Source organism: Aphanothece microscopica RSMan92 (assembly GCF_046613545.2).
Classification (GTDB): domain Bacteria; phylum Cyanobacteriota; class Cyanobacteriia; order PCC-6307; family Cyanobiaceae; genus NIES-981.
Genome location: NZ_JBKKKY020000058.1, coordinates 1 through 15,921 on the forward strand (window position 1 = coordinate 1; position 15,921 = coordinate 15,921).

Here is a 15,921-nt window from a genome sequence, read left to right on the forward strand (position 1 = left end):
GAGGTATTCACGATCAGCGTGGATGCATCAGGTGTGGTGACGTTTGCATACACCGATCAGGTGAATCCAGCCAATATCTGGCATTCGGATCCGGACAGTAATGATGAGTCAGAGACAATTCTGTCTCTGACTGGAGATACACCAGCAGCGGCGGGAACGTTGTTCGTGCAGAAGGAGTTGGTGGATGAGGACGGTGACAGTGTGTCTCAGAAGATCGATCTGACAGGGAAGCTGTCGATCGAGGATGCAGGCCCGACGCTGGGTGAGCCCACCGGAGAAGTCGGGACAGCGTTCCTGGATGAATCGGATCTTCCGGCGGACCTAGCTAACAACCCGAATAATGGAATTGATGATGGTGTTTATAGCACGCTGCTGGACCTGAGCAGTAATTTTGCCGCCGGCGATCTGGGAACGGATGTGCCTCCTGGCGAGACGAACTTCACGGTGTTGCTGTCTGGAACAGCGGTGAATGGCGTCATTACGGTGGCGTCGGGACTGTTCATCCTGGATCCGACTGTGATCACAGGAGATATCGGGAAGGGAGCTGCGATCAATTTGGTGGATGACGGAAGTGGAGTTGTCCGTGGTGTCGTGGCTGGGACGGATCAGCAGGTATTCACGATTTCGGTGAATGGCAGTGGTGTGGTGACGTTTGCCTACGTCAATGCCGATGGCAGTGCCGTGTCAGCAGGTGATGATCCGGCGAATATCTGGCATCGCGATACGAGTAGTGGCGATGAGGCAGAGACGATTCTGGCGGAGACAGCGGATACGTTGCTTGTGCGCCAGGAATTGGTGGATGAGGACGGCGACAGTGTGTTCCAGGACATCGACCTGGGAGGCAAGCTGTCGATCCAGGACGATGCACCAGAGTTGGCTTTTGCCGACTCAGAGGGGACTGCTTCGGCTGCGACAGCTGCAGGAGGAGGAATTGATGGCTTCTGGACTGGTTCACGCAGCACAGATAGTCAGACAGAGTTCTACGACCCTTCCACGCCAGCCACCAATGATGGTTTTATTGACTCGGTGACGCTCACCTCCATTCTCGTCAATGGAAATCAAACGACTCTGGTGGGAACACCCGCTGTAACTACGATCAACGGCGATATCGTTATGACTGGGCAGTATAACTATGACCTTCTGAATGACAATGAGCCAAATGCTATTGTTGATTTCGAGTTAACGATTAGAGAGGATGGCACTTACACGCTTGTCTCTGATCTACCTCCCAGTACTATCACTTTTGATACTGAAAGTGATTCAGTTACATTGGCATCTGGAGGTCCTTCGGATACCCGCACTGCAACGATTACGAAGTCTACTGGAGAGACTCTTAGTGTCGATTTTACAGACTATACATTTGAAACCTTTGACCTGCCCGACCGAGGAGTGAATGTAAGCGGTTCAGGCATTGGCGTCCAGGATAATATCTTTGAGAGTGGAGAGGCAATTCTTGTTGATCCCGACGATAGCACTCTCGCCCCAGGTGAAAGCATCAAGGCAGTTAACCTCTTGTTCACGGGGACTGGCGATAACCAATTTGACTCGGCTCCCGAAGAGGTGATCTTTCTTACGGTCACCGATTCAAATAACGTGAAGGCATTTGTTGTCTTGAATCCTGACACGATCATCACTTCTTATAGGGTAGAAGCTGGTGTCGGTGACTTCTCTGCCCTCGCCGATATCGACACAATCCTGATAGCTTCCCCAGTTGATATCGATGGCGGCAAGACAGACACGAAAACAAAACTGGGGCTCTCCTTTGAACTGCAAACGACGGAGCCGATCGCTCCTGTTCCTGTTGACTTCAACTTTGTGGTAACTACGGTTGATGGCGATGGTGATTCTGTAGCCGATCCGTTCACGGTTTCTATTTTGCCTGAGACGGCGCCTGTTGCTCTTGATCTGGATCTCAGTGGTTCTATTGATTACTTAAGTCTGGATGGAGCGAACTCCGTTCAGTACGACTATGGTAGTGGTCTTGTCTCCACGGCCTGGGTCGGGCCAGCGGATGGTATTCTTGTCTATGACGACAACCAGAATCCAAAAGATGGTGTCATCACAAACTTCCTTGCTCTTAGGCCCGAAGCGCGGACGGATCTGGAGGCCATTGCCCTGGCATTTGATAACAATCAATTGCAGAATGCTGCTTTGGCGGCCACCCATGAGCCCGCGCCTGATGGTGTGCTAGACGCTCAAGATTCGGAATTCGCAAACTTTGGGGTATGGGTTGATGCTAACAGCAATGGAGCGCTAGACGATGGCGAATACCGTTCTCTTGCGGACGCTGGCATACTGAGCATCAGTCTTACAAGTGATGGCATTGCTTATGCCACCGCCGACAGCGATGTCTATGTCTATGGCAGTACCACCTACGCCTATGAGACTCTTGACGCCAATGGTGACGTCACGGTTGAGTATGGCTTGGCACAGGACGTTGCCTTCGCCACTGCTCCAGTTGGAGAGGATCTCGCGCCAGAGGTTCTGGAGCCTGAGCTTCTTGCCCCTGCACTTGATGATGGCTCTGTAGCATTTGCAGAGCCGGATGAGGAGCTGCCAACCACAGACATTCTGGACACGGAGCCAATTGCCTCTACCGTCGACGATGGAGCTGTTGCTCTTGCCGTTCCGATCGAGGACGTGCCGATTTCAGACGTAACCGGAACTGAGCCCATTCCCCCCTCCGCGGATGACGCTTCTGTTCCCGCTGCTCCTGTTGTCGATGAGCTGACAGCTCCAGACGCCGCGTCAGAAGACCCATCCTCGTCCACTGATCTGTCTGATTCCAGTTCTTCCATTGATGTCCCCCAGGAGGAGATCCCCCCCGTTGTCGAGTTGGTCCAAGCGGTGATCGATGACCCCTCTGTCGTTCAGGATCCGCCTACTGACACGTCATTGTCTGATGCTCCTGCTGCCACAGATGCTGCTTCAGCCGACGTTCCTGTCGCTCCTTCCACGTCAGATCTTGTGACCGCCTTCTCGGAGTCCGAGTCCATCTCCGATGCCGACCTGGCGGACATCCAGCACGATCTGAACACTTCGCTGCCGGATGACCCCGCCCTCGACACCAGCTTCGACATCGCCGACCCCGAGCCGGCTCCCACCGTCGACGACGTGGTCGCCCTGGATGCGGCGGAGATCGACCTGCCCCAGGTCGATGACGTGTTCGATGTCGCCTACACTGCCGACGAACAGCCCGACGTTGTGTCGGTCTGATCACCGGCTGATCCGCGGAGGTTCTGGCCATGGCTGCCTTCACTTCAGTCGATTCCGCTCCGGAGATGATCGGCGCCCTGATCGACAGCTTCTTCGCTGCCCTCAAGGTCTCCCCCGATCTCTCCGCCGTGGAGGAGCGGCCGGCCGAGATGGCCTACGAGCTCGATCAGGTGGTGAGTGCCTTTCTCGAAGAGCACCAGCTCTCGGCTGAGGCCTACCATCAGATCGAGCAGGATGTGCTCAACACCATTGCGGCCGACCTCCAGGCCGACCACCTCGATCCCCTCGGTCTTGGCTTCAGCTTCGATGCCGATGGCAATGTGGATCCGTTGGCCGTGTTCACGGCCCTGGATGATCACTTCGATGACTGGCTCCTACCGGATCACTCCCCGGACCCGGATGCAGAGACAGCCATGGACGCCATCGATCTCTCCAGCGGCTTCGTCTCGGACATCCCATCGGACTATTCCGCCAGCTGAGCCCTACGCCCGGCGCGCTTCAGGCACCATGAGCACTGGCGGTTGATGCCCAGCACTGCACGTCTGCTGTTCGCCGATGCGGATGCCAGCCAGGCGCTGCTGTTCGAGCGGCATCTGCAGGCCCAGGGGTACGCCGTGACCCGCCTCGCCGATGGCCAGGCCGCCCGCCGCCAGATCGTCGACACCGCGCCCGACCTGGCGCTGCTGGCCCGGGATCTTCCCGGGCTTTCCGGTGCGGCCGTGGCCCGGGACCTGCGCGCCCGCGGGGCCACCACACCCATCCTGCTGCTCTCCCCCGGCGATGACTTCGTCGAGCGGGTCAAGGCCCTCGATGCCGGGGCCGACGATGTGCTCGCCACGCCCTGCGCGCTCGAGGAGCTGAGCGCGCGCATCCGCGCCCTGTTGCGGCGCTCCCGCATGGGGCTGCTGCTGGCCGACGGCCCCGAGCTCACCCACAAGGACCTGGTGGTGAACACCGATCAGCGCCAGGTGAGTCGCGCCGGCGTGCCGATCAAGCTCACCGTCAAGGAATACGACCTGCTGCTGCACCTGTTGCGCCACAAGCAGCAGGTGCTGCCCCGCCAGCAGATCCTCCTCTCGGTGTGGGGCGATTCCTGGGTGGGCAGCGACAACCTGCTGGATGTCTACATCCGCTACCTGCGCAAGAAGCTGGAGGGGCCCGATCGCGAGCCCCTGATCCACACCGTGCGCGGGGTGGGCTTCAGCCTCGATTAACCCGCGCTCACGCCCTCGATCCGGTCTTCGATCTCCTGGTAGATCTCCTGCAGCTGCTGGATGTTCTCATCGGAGGTCTCCCAGTAGCCGCGGCCGTTCACCTCCAGCAGCGTGCCCACGATGCGGCGGAAGCTGTGGGGGTTGAGCTCCATCAGCCGCTTGCGCATCTCCGGGTCGTTGATGAAGGTGTCGTTGGCCTCCTCGTACACGAAGTTGTCCACCGCGCCGCTGGTGGCACTCCAGCCGAGGGTGAAGTTGAGCCGCTTGGCCACTTCCCGCACCCCCTCGTAGCCCGAATTGAGCATGCCTTCATACCACTTGGGGTTGAGCAGCTTGGTGCGCGAATCCAGCCGGATCGTTTCGCTCAACGAGCGCACCTGGGCGTTGGCGGTGGTGGTGTCGGCGATGTAGCTGGCCGGTGCCTTGCCATCCTCCCGCAGCCCCTGGATCAGCTTGGTGGGGTCACTATCAAAGTAATGGCTCACATCGGTGAGCGAGATCTCGGCCGAATCCAGGTTCTGGAAGGTCACGTCGGCGGTCTTCATCGCCGCCTCGAACACCTCCCGTTTCTGGTTCATCTCGCCGGGGTTGTCGGCATTGAAGGCAAAGGTCTTGCGGGAGAGGTACATCTCCTGCAGCTCGCCCTCCTCCTCCCAGGTGCTGTTCTCCACCGCCAGATTCACATTCGAGCTGTAGCTGCCGCTGGCGTTGGAGAACACGCGGGTGGCCGCATCCCGCAGGCTGATGCCCTCCTTGGCGGCCTGCTCCTGGGCGTGCTGGCGCACGAAATTCATCTCCAGGGGCTCCTCGGCTTCGGCGGCCATCTTCACGCCCTGGTCGATCAGGCCCATCTGGTTGATGAACAGATCGCGGAACACCCCGCTGCAGTTCACCACCACGTCGATGCGGGGCCGGCCCAGCTCCTCCAGCGGGATCAGCTCCAGCTTGTTCACCCGCCCGAGCGAATCGGGCACAGGGCGCACGCCGATGAACCAGAGGATCTGGGCCAGCGATTCGCCGTAGGTCTTGATGTTGTCGGTGCCCCAGAGCACGCAGGCGATTGTCTCCGGCCAGCTGCCCTGTTCGGCCTTCTGCCGCTCGATCAGCCGGTCCACCACCACCTTCGCGGCCGCGATGGCGGCCTTGGTGGGAATCGCCTGGGGGTCGAGGGCGTGCAGGTTCTTGCCGCTGGGCAGCACCCCCGGGTTGCGGATCGGGTCACCGCCCGGCCCCGGCAGCACGTACTCGCCATCGAGGGCCCGCAGCAGGCTCTCCATCTCCATGTCGGCGCAGATCTGCTGCAGGCAGAACTGCAGATAGCCGAACTGCTTGTCGAGCTCGGCCTGATCCACCTGGGCGAAGCCGGCGGCGCAGCAGGCCCCCAGCCAGGGGCTCGGCAGTTTGAACCCGAAGCGCTCCAGCAGGTTGAAGAACCAGCCGAAGTTGCGCCGCAGCGTCACCCGCCCGTCGCTGCCCGTCACCGCCTTCACCATCGCCCCCACGGCCGCCCGGGAGGTCTCGGTGATCACCCGGTTGAGCTCCACATCGGCGAGCACACCGGCGTCGTTGCCCTTGTACACGTCGGCGATCGTGCGGCCCCGGCTCTCGGCCAGCAGGGCGGGCAACGAACGGATGCCCTCCTCCTCGCGCTCCAGCGCCGCGATGTTCACCAGGGTGGCGATCGCCTCCTCGGCGGTGGGGGGCTTGCCGATCGTGTGCAGGCCGCAGGGCAGCAGCCGGCTTTCGATCTCCATCAGCTGGCGGTAGACCGCGCCGATCACCGCATCGCGGGCGTCCAGGTCCAGTTCGGCGGCGTCCAGCTCCGGCAGGGCCACATCCTTGTCGAGATTGCACTGGCGGGCCGTTTCCACCACGGCGTTCACGATCTGCACGCCCCTGGAGCTCTCGCGCAGCTGCTGGTAGGAGCCCACCAGCTCGCCCAGCTCCTTGAGCCCCTTGTAGAGCCCGGCGTTTTCTGCTGGCGGCGTGAGGTAGCTGATCGTTTCGGCGTAGCCACGTCGCTTGGCGATCGTGGCTTCGCTCGGGTTGTTCGCCGCGTAGTAGTAGAGATTCGGCAGGGCTCCGATCAGCGAATCGGGGTAGCAGGTGTCGCTCATGCCCATCTGCTTGCCGGGCATGAACTCCAGCGAGCCGTGGGTGCCGAAGTGCAGCACCGCATCGGCGCCCCACACCTTCTCCAGGTAGGTGTAGTAGGCGGCGAAGCCGTGGTGGGGGCTGGCGCTGCGGGAGTAGAGCAGCCGCATCGGGTCGCCCTCGTAGCCGAAGGTGGGCTGCACCCCCACGAACACGTTGCCGAAGTGGCGGCCGTAGATCAGCAGGTTGGTGCCGTCGGAATTCAGGTTCCCCGGCGGCTTGCCCCAGTTCTCCTCCAGCCGCTCGGAGTAGGGCGTCAGCCGCTCGTACTCCGCCACGCTCATGCGGTGGGCGATGGCCAGCTCGGGGGCCCCCTCCAGGGCCTCGGGGTCCTGCAGCACCGACTCCATCAGCGCCTTGGGCGTTTTCGGCAGGCCGCCCACGTCGTAGCCCCGGGCCGCCATCTCCTCCATCACCCGGTGGATCGAGCCGAACACATCCAGGTAGGCGGCGGTGCCCACGTTGCCCTTGTCCGGCGGGAAGCTGAACACCGTGATCGCCAGCTTCTTGGTCGCGCGGGGCTTGATCCGCAGCGAGGCCCAGCGGATCGAGCGCTCGGCGATCGCGTCCACCCGGTCCTGCAGGGTGTGGGCCTTGCCGGTGGCGTCATCCCGGCCGCTCAGCACGATCGGCTCGATCGCCCCATCGAGTTCGGGGATGGCGATCTGCAGCGCCACCTGCACGGGATGGAGCCCCAGGTCGCTCTCCTCCCACTCCTGCGTCGTCTGGAACACCAGCGGCAGGGCCACCATGTAGGGGCGGTTGAGCTTCTTGAGCACCTCGATCGCCTTGGGGTGATCCTGGCGGGCCGGTCCCCCCACCAGGGCGAAGCCCGTGAGCGACACCACCCCATCCACCAGGGGCACCTCGGGGTTGAGCGGGTCGTAGAAGAAGGCATTCACCGGCCGGGTGAAGTCGAGCCCGCCGCAGAACACCGGGATCACCGTGGCGCCGCGGTACTCCAGCTCCTGGATCACCGCCACGTAGTGGGCCTCATCGCCGGTGACGATGTGGCTGCGCTGCAGCACCAGGCCGATCACCGGGCCCTGGCGCGCCGTGTCGCTGAGGTCCTGGCGGCTGGCGCTCCAGTTCAGGTACTCCTTGATGTCCTCGAACATCCCCGGGGCCAGGGGGTGCCAGATGCCCAGATCGGGAAACACCACCGGATCGGCCACCTGCACGCTTGGCCGGTCGGAGCCGCTGCGGGGGAAGACGTACTTGTCCGCCAGCATCAGCAGGAAGTTGCGCAGGTTGTCCGGCGTTCCCCCCAGCCAGTACTGGAAGCTGAGCATGAAGGAGCGGGCGTCCTGCGCCTTCTCCACCGGCAGGTACTTGAGAACCGTGGGCAGCGTGTTGAGCAGCTTCAACATCGCGTCCTGGAAACCGGCACCGCCGGCCTCCTTCCGCTTCTTCATGAAGCCGGCGATGGCGCTCTTGCTCTGGCCCAGCTGGGCCATCGAGAAGGTGCCGAGCTTGTTGAGCCGCATCACCTCCGGCATGGAGGGGAACACCACGGCGGCCTTGAGGCGGTCGCGGTGGGGCGCCACGGCCTCCACCACCTTCTGGGCCAGGTCCTCGATGAAGATCAGCGAGGCGATGAACACATCCGCCGCCGCCACATCGGCGCAGAAATCGGCGTAGTTGCCGGGGTCTCGCAGTTCCTCGATCAGGTAGCCGCTCAGCTCGATCGCCAGCGGGCCGTTCTGGTCGTTCAGCGAGGTGGCCGCCTGGGTGAGGGCGTTCTGGTATTGCGGCTCGAGCACCACATACACGGCCTTCATCACCGCACCGGCGTGGGAGGCGGCAGGGCTGACCCGACGGCTGGCGGAACGGACCTGCGTGAACATGCGCTGGAGCGGGCTGATGGAGCGAGCTTACGAAGCCCCCACCCCTGACGCGAGCCGGCCCATAGGCTCTGCTGCAACGGTTGACGTGAACGGTGACGACCCCATGACCAGCAGCCCCGCGGCCAAGCCCATCGCCGTCGTGGTGGCCGGAGCCCTCGGCCGGATGGGGGCCGAGGTCATCCGTGCCGTCCACGCCGCCCCCGACTGCCGGCTGGTCGGCGCCATCGACACGAGCCCCGGCAGCGAGGGGGCCGACGTGGGCCTCGAACTCGGCCTGGGCGAGCTGGAGGTGGCCATCACCGCCGACTTCGAGGGCTGCCTCTGCCAGGCCAGCCAGCTGGTGCGCAACGACGGCCCCGGCCAGGGGGCGGTGCTGGTGGACTTCACCCATCCCAAGGTGGTGTACGAGCACACCCGCGGCGCCATCGCCTACGGCGTGCACCCGGTGATCGGCACCACGGGCCTCAGCCCCGAGCAGCTGGCCGATCTGGCCGCCTTCGCGGACAAGGCCTCGATCGGCGCTGCCGTGATCCCCAACTTCAGCGTCGGCATGGTGCTGCTGCAGCAGGCCGCCGCCGCCGCCGCCCGCTTCTACGACTTCGCCGAGCTCACCGAGCTGCACCACAACCGCAAGGCCGACGCCCCCAGCGGCACCTGCCTCAAGACCGCCGAGCTGATCGAGGAGCTGGGCAAGACGTTCAACCCCCCGCAGGTGGAGGAGCACGAGACCCTGCCCGGCTGCCGGGGCGGGCAGCGCGAGAGCGGGCTGCGGCTCCATTCGGTGCGGCTGCCGGGCCTGGTGGCCCACCAGGAGGTGATGTTCGGCGCCCCCGGCGAGACCTACACCCTGCGCCACGACACGATCGATCGGGCCGCCTACATGCCCGGCGTGCTGCTCAGCGTGCGCCGGGTGCGGCAGCTGCCGGGTCTGGTGTACGGCCTCGAGAGGTTGCTCTGATGCTGATCCCCCTCAAGCCCGGTGAGCTGCAGCGGGTGATCCCGGCGGTGGCCACCGGTCCCCAGTTCAACGCCTGCAGCGGCTCGCCGCGCAAGCTGCTGCAGCGGGTGTTCATCTCCGTGATCGGCGGTGTGATCAGCCTGCTGATCAGCCAGACCCTGCTGTTCTCCAGCCAGGCCGGCCCGATCATGCTGGTGACCGGCTTCGTCTTCTTCCTCTACCTGCTGTGGGGGCCGATCGTGGAGGCGGGGCGGCGCAACGCCACGCTGCGGCGCTACCCGGCCGCCGCGATCTTCGAGGGGGTGGTGGCCGACCTCCACACCCGGGAGGTGGTGGAGGAACGCCGCGAGCAGGCCGACCGCAGCGGCAGGCTGGAGCTGGTGGAGAACCGCCGCACCTGGCTCACCCTGGAGCTGGAGGACGAGGACGGCTACCTGGGCAAGCTGCGCTTTCCCATGGACAAGAAGAACCAGCAGGTGCGGCGCGGCATGGTGATCCGCACCCTGGTGCTGAGTGAGCGGCGCGACTTCTCCCGCATCGGGGCGATCACCGATGCCTGGCTGCCCCAGTTGAAGCTCTGGGTGGGGGAGTACCCCTTCCTGCTGCGTCCGGCCTTCGAGGAGCTCTGCCTCAGGCGCCTGGGCTGATCCGGGCATCGGTGAGCCGCTCGAACGCCCCGCCGCCACCCATCGGCAACAACGTGTCACAGAGCGCAACAATGTGTTACATTGATCTCATCGACACCCCCGAGCCCTCCATGACCCAGGCCAACCCCGCTGCCACCGCCATCCGCGGCGCCACCGTCACCACCGAAGACGGCGGTCGCCTCAATGCCTTCGCCAGCGAGCCCCGCATGGAAGTGGTGAGCGCCGAGCGCGGCTGGGGCTTCCACGAGCGCGCCGAGAAGCTCAACGGCCGCATGGCCATGCTCGGCTTCATCGCCCTTCTCGCCACCGAGCTGGCCCTCGGCGGTGAAGCCTTCACCCGCGGTCTGCTCGGCATCGGCTGATCTCCGCGAGCAGCTCGCCGGCTCTTCAATCCGCTCCGCTCCCGAAGCCGCAGACTTGCTGCGGCTTTTTTCATGGCCACCCCCGCTTGATCTCCGCCGCCGCCATCTCGTCTGGGGCCACCGCACCGGCCACCGAACCGGCCGCCCCTCCCCGGGCGCTGATCCACGGCGCCGGCCCCACCGGAGCCCTGGCGGCCCTGGCCCTGGCCGAAGCTGGCTGGCAGGTGACCCTCACCGACCCCCAGGAGCCCCGCCAGCTGCGCGAGCGGCGCCGGGCCTACGCCTTCAGCCACGCCAGCCGCCGGCTGCTGGAGCGCCTCGGCCTCTGGGATGAGCTGGGCAGCGGCATGTTGCCGTTCCGGCGCCTGATGCTCGCGGACCTGGCCCTGGGGGTGGAGGTTCCCTTCGGCCTGGCCGACCTCGCCCCGGGCCTGCGCGCGGTGCCGGGGGCGGCGGTGGGATGGATCGGGGAGCACGCAGCGCTGATGGGCGTGCTGCAGCAGCGCCTGGCGGCCCACCCCGCCGTGCGGCTCCTTCTCGGCACGGCTGCCGAGACCTGGAACCCTGCCGCTCACTCACCGCAGCTGGCTGAACCCCCGGATCTGGTGGTGGCCGCCGATGGCCCCCATTCCCCCCACCGCGAGGCCCTCGGCATCGGCCTGTGGCAGTGGTCCTACCGCCAGAGCTGCCTCACCGCCCAGGTGGCCCTGCGCGGCAATGACGACGACCAGGCCTGGGAGCTGTTCCGGCCGGAGGGTCCCTTCGCGGTGCTGCCGCTCGGGGAGGGCAGGACCCAGCTCGTCTGGAGTGCGGCGGCGGCGCGCTGCCGGCAGCTCGAGGGGCTCGAGGCCAACGCCTTCCTCGATGCGCTCGCCGCAACCCTGCCGGATCGCTTTCAGCCCGATGTGCTGCTGGATCAGCCCCGGGCCTTTCCGGTGGCGCTGCTGCTGGCCCGCCGCCTCTCGCGGGGGACGACGGTGCTGGTGGGGGAGAGCGCCCACCGCTGCCACCCGGTGGGCGGCCAGGGCCTCAACCTCTGCTGGCGCGATGTGGACACGCTCCACCGCCTCGCCCGCCGGGTGGCCGCGGGGCGGCTGCAGCCGGCGCGGCTGCCCGGGGCCTATGGACGACGGCGCTGGCCGGATCTGCTGCTGACGCTGCTCGCCACCGACCTGCTGATGCGGCTGTTCTCCAACCGCTCCCCCCTGCTGCTGCCCCTGCGCCGGCTGGCGCTGGCCCTGCTGGGGTCCATGGCTCCGCTGCGGCGGCTCAGCCTCGGGGCCATGACCCATGGACCCTGCCGCCCCTGGTAGCCGACCCGCCATGGTGCTGAGCTCAAGTCCCCAGTCGCTGCCGCCCCAGGCCCTGCTGCGCTACCTGCGCCACCAGATCGGCCTGAGCGAGAGCGCCCTGGCGCTCGGCATCAAGCAGTCCCAGCAGGAGCAGGCGCCGTTGCCGGTGGTGCTGTGGCGCTATGGGCTGATCAGCCTGGAGCAGCTCGAGCAGGTGCTCAGCTGGCAGGACGCCAACCTCTAGCCGGCTGGCACGAGGCGCTCAGGCGTCGTGGATCGGACGCTGGACGATCACGTGTAGATGATCAGCGATTCCACCGGGTGCTCCTCGGGCAGCCGGCGGCGGCCCTCCAGGGCTGCCAGTTCGGCCACGAAGCCGAAACCGCAGAGCTTGCCTCCGGCGGCCTCCACCAGCTCGGCGCAGGCCGCCGCCGTGCCACCGGTGGCCAACAGGTCATCCACCACCATCACCCGGGGTCCCCCCTCCAGGGCATCACTGATGATCTCGAGCCGGTCGGTGCCGTACTCGAGGGCATAGTCGACGCCGGTCACGGAACCGGGCAGCTTGCCGGGCTTGCGCACCGGCACGAAGCCGAGCGCCACCTGGGTGGCCAGGGCCATGCCGACGATGAAGCCGCGGGATTCGATGCCCACGATCAGATCCGGCTGGAGCCGCTCGCACACCTCCTCGAGCTGGCGGATCACCTCCTGCCAGCTGCGCGGATCCCGCATCAGCGGGGTGAGATCGCGGAACAGGATGCCCGGCTTGGGAAAGTCGGGCACATCACGCACCAGCTGCCGCAGATCGATCCCTGAAGTCCCTGCCGCCGACGGAACCTGTGCAGCCATGGGCGTGACGGTGGGGCGCAGTTGCTGGCATCATCGCAGCCATGCCCCTCACCGCCCCCATTACACCCCCCCCCGTCCCCACCGCCCCCGGTCCGGCCGCCACCCCTCAGGGCGCTGCCGCACCGCGCCTTCCCCGTCGCGGTCTGGAGCGGCTCGACCTGCTGCTGCTGGTCGTCGAGGCCCTCGATCTCAACGGTGGGGAGGCCATGGTGTGGATGAGTGAGCAGATGGGCTTCACCGGCCTCTTCCCCAACCGGGTGGAGCTGTGGAAGCGCCGCTGCTACAACCCGCTGCGGCGCACCACCCGCCGCGGTGAACTCGATCCCGCCGAGACCGATGCCCTGATCCGCATCCTCTGCGCCCTGGCCGATCGGCTCTACCCGCTGCTGCGGGCGCTGCTCGCCACCAGCGAACCCCCTGAGGTGCTGCAGCAGCGCTGGGCCCTGTTCCAGGCAAGGCTCTCCGAGTTGCTGCGGGAGCGCATGAACCCCCGCCGGGTCGGCGTGCAGAGGCTGCTCGATCCCCAGCAGGGGGCCCAGCAGCGGCGCCAGCTGATCCAGACCCTGGCCCTCGGAGGCGGGATCGGCGGCTTCGAGCGCCTGCGCGCCAGCCTGCTCGATCCGGCCGGCTGAGTCCGGCTGGCTGAGTCGGGCTGGGCTGTCCGCCAGCCGCCGGGATCCCCTCGCATGAAACACTCCCTGGATGAAACAGACGCTGCGCTTCGAACAACTCAGCTGTCGCCTGCAGGTGGAGGGGCTGCCCGATGTGTCCGTCGGCCAGAGCGGCGACACCATGGGGATCATCACCGGCTGGACGCTGCGCTGGGCCGGCCGGCCTGAGCTCGAGGGGCGCAAGGATCACCTGCTGGCCCTGATGCAGGTGGTGCTGCCCTATGCCCGCCACCTGATCAGTGGCGTGGCGCGCCAGTTCGGCACCGAGCCCCATCCGGTGGCGATCGGGCCCAGGCCCGAGGGAGGCCACCGCCTGGTGCTGCGCAGCAGTCAGCCCGACACCCCACCCCTGGAGGTGGTGCTCGATGACGCCGAACTGGCCGACCTGGTGCGGGTGCTGGACCAGTTGCGGCTGGATTCCCGTCTCCAGGTGCCGCTGGATCTGCCCCAGCCCCAGCCCCTGCGTCCCCGGGAGGTGCAGGAACGTCTCCCCCGGGTGCAGCGCCTGGCCGCCCCCGTGGGCGGAGCCCTCGCCCTCGCCCTCGCGGCGGGCCTCGGGCTGCTGCTCCCCGAACCCCGCCCCCTGCCGCCGCAGACTCCGGCGGCCGGAACCACCGCTCCGCCCAGCGCCCCCTGATCGGCAGCTCCCTGACCGGCAGGCCCCTGATCGGCACAACCCTCCCGGTCGTGGCCTGTCCACCAGGCTTGACGCTGACGCATCGCCGATCACACTGGGTTGATGACATCGATGACCTGGTCGGACCTGCGCATCCGCGTGGCGCGCCTCGGGGCGGCCCTGGATGTGGTGGTGCGCAGTGATCCCGAGGTCTGTGGTCTGAGTGGCGGTGACTTCCGTCTCTCCCTGCACCACGGTGGTCACGGTGATTGCACCGTCGGCAACCTCACCCTGATCGACTGTCCGAATGAGCTGGTGTTGATGGAATTCCAGCGCTGGATGCGCGGGGCCGGCTATCCCCTTGAGGCATGACCTCGTCCCATCGCCGTGCCCTTCACCTGCCCATGAAGGCACCCAGGAGTCGCCACGTTTTTCGCACCAAGCGCCGGCCTTCGCGCTGGCGTCATCTCGGCTCGGCGCTGCTGCTCGGCAGTCTCGGCGCCCTTCTGCTGGTGGGTCTGCTGCAGTTGCTGGAACGGCTCGACACCTTCCTGCTGCTCAGCAACGCCATCGCCAATCTGATCGGCGGCCTGCAGCAGTTCCTGCTGGGGCTGGTCCAGTTGCTGGCCGTGGTGCTGGTGGTCGTGGTGGTCCTGGTGGCGCTGGTGCTGGTGGTCGCCGCCGCCTTCCGGCTGGTCCGCGCTGTGCTGCCGCGCCGTTTTCCCGTCAAGAAGCAGACCTGAGTTCAGGCCCGCCACGCTTTCCCGTTGTGGCCTCCTACATGGCTGAGAAGCACAACCATGGCTAAAAAGAAGAAAACCAAAGTCCCCCGTCCTCCGGTTGGCCTGCCGCGCTGCGGTCCGCTGACCGATCGCTATTACCCCTCGCCGTTGATGGATGACCTGCGGGATTCGCAGGTCGAGCCTCCCCCGATCGCCACGGCCGAATCCTCGAAACTCGATCGCAAGATCTACGAGAAGGAGCTCACCCGCCTCCAGGTCGAGCTGGTGAAGATGCAGTACTGGATCAAGGCCACCGGCTTCCGGCTGATCGTGCTGTTCGAAGGACGCGATGCCGCCGGCAAGGGAGGCACCATCAAGCGGATCACCGAGCCGCTCAACCCCCGGGGCTGCCGCGTCGTGGCCCTGGCCACCCCGAGCGACCAGCAGAAGTCGCAGTGGTATCTCCAGCGCTATGTGGAGCACTTCCCGAGCGCCGGAGAGATCGTGATCTTCGATCGCAGCTGGTACAACCGGGCCGGGGTGGAGCGGGTGATGGGCTTCTGCTCCCCGGAGCAGGTGGATGAGTTCCTCACCAGTTGTCCGGAGTTCGAGCGGATGCTGGTGCGGGCCGGCATCGTGCTGATCAAGTACTGGTTCTCGGTCAGTGACGAGGAGCAGGAAGCCCGCTTCCAGGCCCGTATCGATGACCCGACCCGTCGCTGGAAGCTCAGCCCGATGGATCTGGAAGCCCGGGAGAAATGGGTGGACTTCTCCCATGCCAAGGATGACATGTTCGCCCACACCAACATCCCCGAGGCCCCCTGGTTCACCGTGGAGGCGGACGACAAGCGCCGTGCCCGCCTCAACTGCATCTCCCACCTGCTCAGCAAGGTGCCCTACAGCGACATGACGCCACCGGCGATCAAGCTGCCTCCCCGACCCAAGAGTCCTGCGGTGGAGCGGCCTCCCCGCTGGGAGCAGTTCTTCGTGCCGAACCGCTACCCCTAGCCGTGCAGGCGGGCGAACCACAGCCCCGTCAGCTGCCAGCTCGACCACAGGAACGCCGCCAGGAACAGCCAGTTGAGCCAGGCGGGCCGCTCGGGACGTTCGGGAGCCATCGGGCAGGGTGACGGGGTTGGGACCAGCCTGCCAGCCGCTCAGGCCCCGTGACGTTCCTTGACCATGTCTTGTCACCGCTGCGGACCTCTCTAGGCTCGCCCCATGGGCAACCCGATCAGCCGTGAGCAGTTCCTGGAGCGGGCCCGCTCCCGTTTCGGGGAGAAGTATGACTATTCCAGGATCATCTACAAGAGCTACAAGACGCCAGTGAAGATCCGCTGCCGGATCCATCCCGTCAAGGAGATCTCGATCAC

15 protein-coding genes are annotated in these 15,921 nt (G+C 65.7%); 13 read left to right on the top strand and 2 right to left on the bottom strand.

From position 1 onward, the window contains the following. The first annotated feature begins 36 nt into the window (after positions 1–36). The 3 genes from ACLD7X_RS13280 to ACLD7X_RS13290 are packed head-to-tail and all read left to right on the top strand — an operon-like array spanning position 37 to position 4,430. Positions 37–3,216: a DUF5801 repeats-in-toxin domain-containing protein gene (locus tag ACLD7X_RS13280; protein ID WP_425625206.1), complete on the top strand. Its 3,180-nt coding sequence runs from the start codon at positions 37–39 to the stop codon at positions 3,214–3,216. Between the two features lie 29 nt (positions 3,217–3,245). Beyond that, positions 3,246–3,695: a hypothetical protein gene (locus ACLD7X_RS13285; RefSeq protein WP_411424130.1), complete on the top strand. Its 450-nt coding sequence runs from the start codon at positions 3,246–3,248 to the stop codon at positions 3,693–3,695. Positions 3,696–3,740: 45 nt separating this feature from the next. Further along, the gene (locus ACLD7X_RS13290) at positions 3,741–4,430 is read left to right on the top strand and encodes a response regulator transcription factor (protein ID WP_411424131.1); all 690 of its coding nucleotides are present in this window, start codon (positions 3,741–3,743) and stop codon (positions 4,428–4,430) included. Here the strand turns inward: ACLD7X_RS13290 and ACLD7X_RS13295 are convergent. Further along, positions 4,427–8,431, bottom strand: a complete 4,005-nt coding sequence (locus tag ACLD7X_RS13295) for a magnesium chelatase subunit H (RefSeq protein WP_411424132.1) — start codon at positions 8,429–8,431, stop codon at positions 4,427–4,429. The two genes, ACLD7X_RS13290 and ACLD7X_RS13295, sit on opposite strands and share 4 nt — an antisense overlap. A 103-nt stretch (positions 8,432–8,534) precedes the next feature. Here ACLD7X_RS13295 and dapB point away from each other — a divergent pair, with 103 nt between their 5' ends. The 5 genes from dapB to ACLD7X_RS13320 all read left to right on the top strand — a co-directional run bounded on the left by dapB (position 8,535) and on the right by ACLD7X_RS13320 (position 11,934). Further along, the gene (gene dapB, locus ACLD7X_RS13300) at positions 8,535–9,389 is read left to right on the top strand and encodes a 4-hydroxy-tetrahydrodipicolinate reductase (RefSeq protein WP_411424133.1); all 855 of its coding nucleotides are present in this window, start codon (positions 8,535–8,537) and stop codon (positions 9,387–9,389) included. After that, on the top strand, positions 9,389–10,036 hold the full coding sequence (locus tag ACLD7X_RS13305) for a hypothetical protein (protein ID WP_411424134.1): 648 nt from the start codon (positions 9,389–9,391) through the stop codon (positions 10,034–10,036). Before dapB ends, ACLD7X_RS13305 begins: the two co-directional genes overlap by 1 nt. A gap of 110 nt (positions 10,037–10,146) precedes the next feature. Further along, entirely contained in the window at positions 10,147–10,398 is a 252-nt protein-coding gene (locus ACLD7X_RS13310) for a high light inducible protein (RefSeq protein WP_411424142.1), read from the top strand. Positions 10,399–10,484: 86 nt separating this feature from the next. Continuing rightward, a complete protein-coding gene (locus ACLD7X_RS13315) occupies positions 10,485–11,711 on the top strand; it encodes an FAD-dependent monooxygenase (protein WP_411424135.1) in 1,227 nt (408 codons plus the stop codon). Positions 11,712–11,721: 10 nt separating this feature from the next. Further along, a complete protein-coding gene (locus tag ACLD7X_RS13320) occupies positions 11,722–11,934 on the top strand; it encodes a DUF2949 domain-containing protein (RefSeq protein ID WP_412006866.1) in 213 nt (70 codons plus the stop codon). Positions 11,935–11,981: 47 nt separating this feature from the next. On the opposite strand, the gene ACLD7X_RS13325 is transcribed toward ACLD7X_RS13320, so the two are convergent. Next, the gene (locus tag ACLD7X_RS13325) at positions 11,982–12,500 is read right to left on the bottom strand and encodes an adenine phosphoribosyltransferase (RefSeq protein WP_411424143.1); all 519 of its coding nucleotides are present in this window, start codon (positions 12,498–12,500) and stop codon (positions 11,982–11,984) included. Positions 12,501–12,580: 80 nt separating this feature from the next. On the opposite strand from ACLD7X_RS13325, the gene ACLD7X_RS13330 reads away from it, so the two are divergent. The 5 genes from ACLD7X_RS13330 (at position 12,581) to ppk2 (ending at position 15,556) form a co-directional block, all read left to right on the top strand. After that, a complete protein-coding gene (locus ACLD7X_RS13330) occupies positions 12,581–13,171 on the top strand; it encodes a DUF3038 domain-containing protein (RefSeq protein WP_411424137.1) in 591 nt (196 codons plus the stop codon). A gap of 70 nt (positions 13,172–13,241) precedes the next feature. Continuing rightward, the gene (locus ACLD7X_RS13335; RefSeq protein ID WP_411424138.1) at positions 13,242–13,847 is read left to right on the top strand and encodes a DUF4335 domain-containing protein; all 606 of its coding nucleotides are present in this window, start codon (positions 13,242–13,244) and stop codon (positions 13,845–13,847) included. A gap of 111 nt (positions 13,848–13,958) precedes the next feature. Then, positions 13,959–14,198: a hypothetical protein gene (locus ACLD7X_RS13340; RefSeq protein ID WP_411424139.1), complete on the top strand. Its 240-nt coding sequence runs from the start codon at positions 13,959–13,961 to the stop codon at positions 14,196–14,198. 32 nt (positions 14,199–14,230) lie between these two features. Next, the gene (locus ACLD7X_RS13345; RefSeq protein WP_425625209.1) at positions 14,231–14,569 is read left to right on the top strand and encodes a hypothetical protein; all 339 of its coding nucleotides are present in this window, start codon (positions 14,231–14,233) and stop codon (positions 14,567–14,569) included. Positions 14,570–14,626: 57 nt separating this feature from the next. Then, positions 14,627–15,556 carry a polyphosphate kinase 2 gene (ppk2, locus tag ACLD7X_RS13350; RefSeq protein WP_411424141.1) on the top strand — a complete coding sequence of 310 codons (930 nt, stop codon included), beginning with the start codon at positions 14,627–14,629 and terminating at the stop codon, positions 15,554–15,556. The last annotated feature ends 365 nt before the right edge of the window (positions 15,557–15,921 follow it).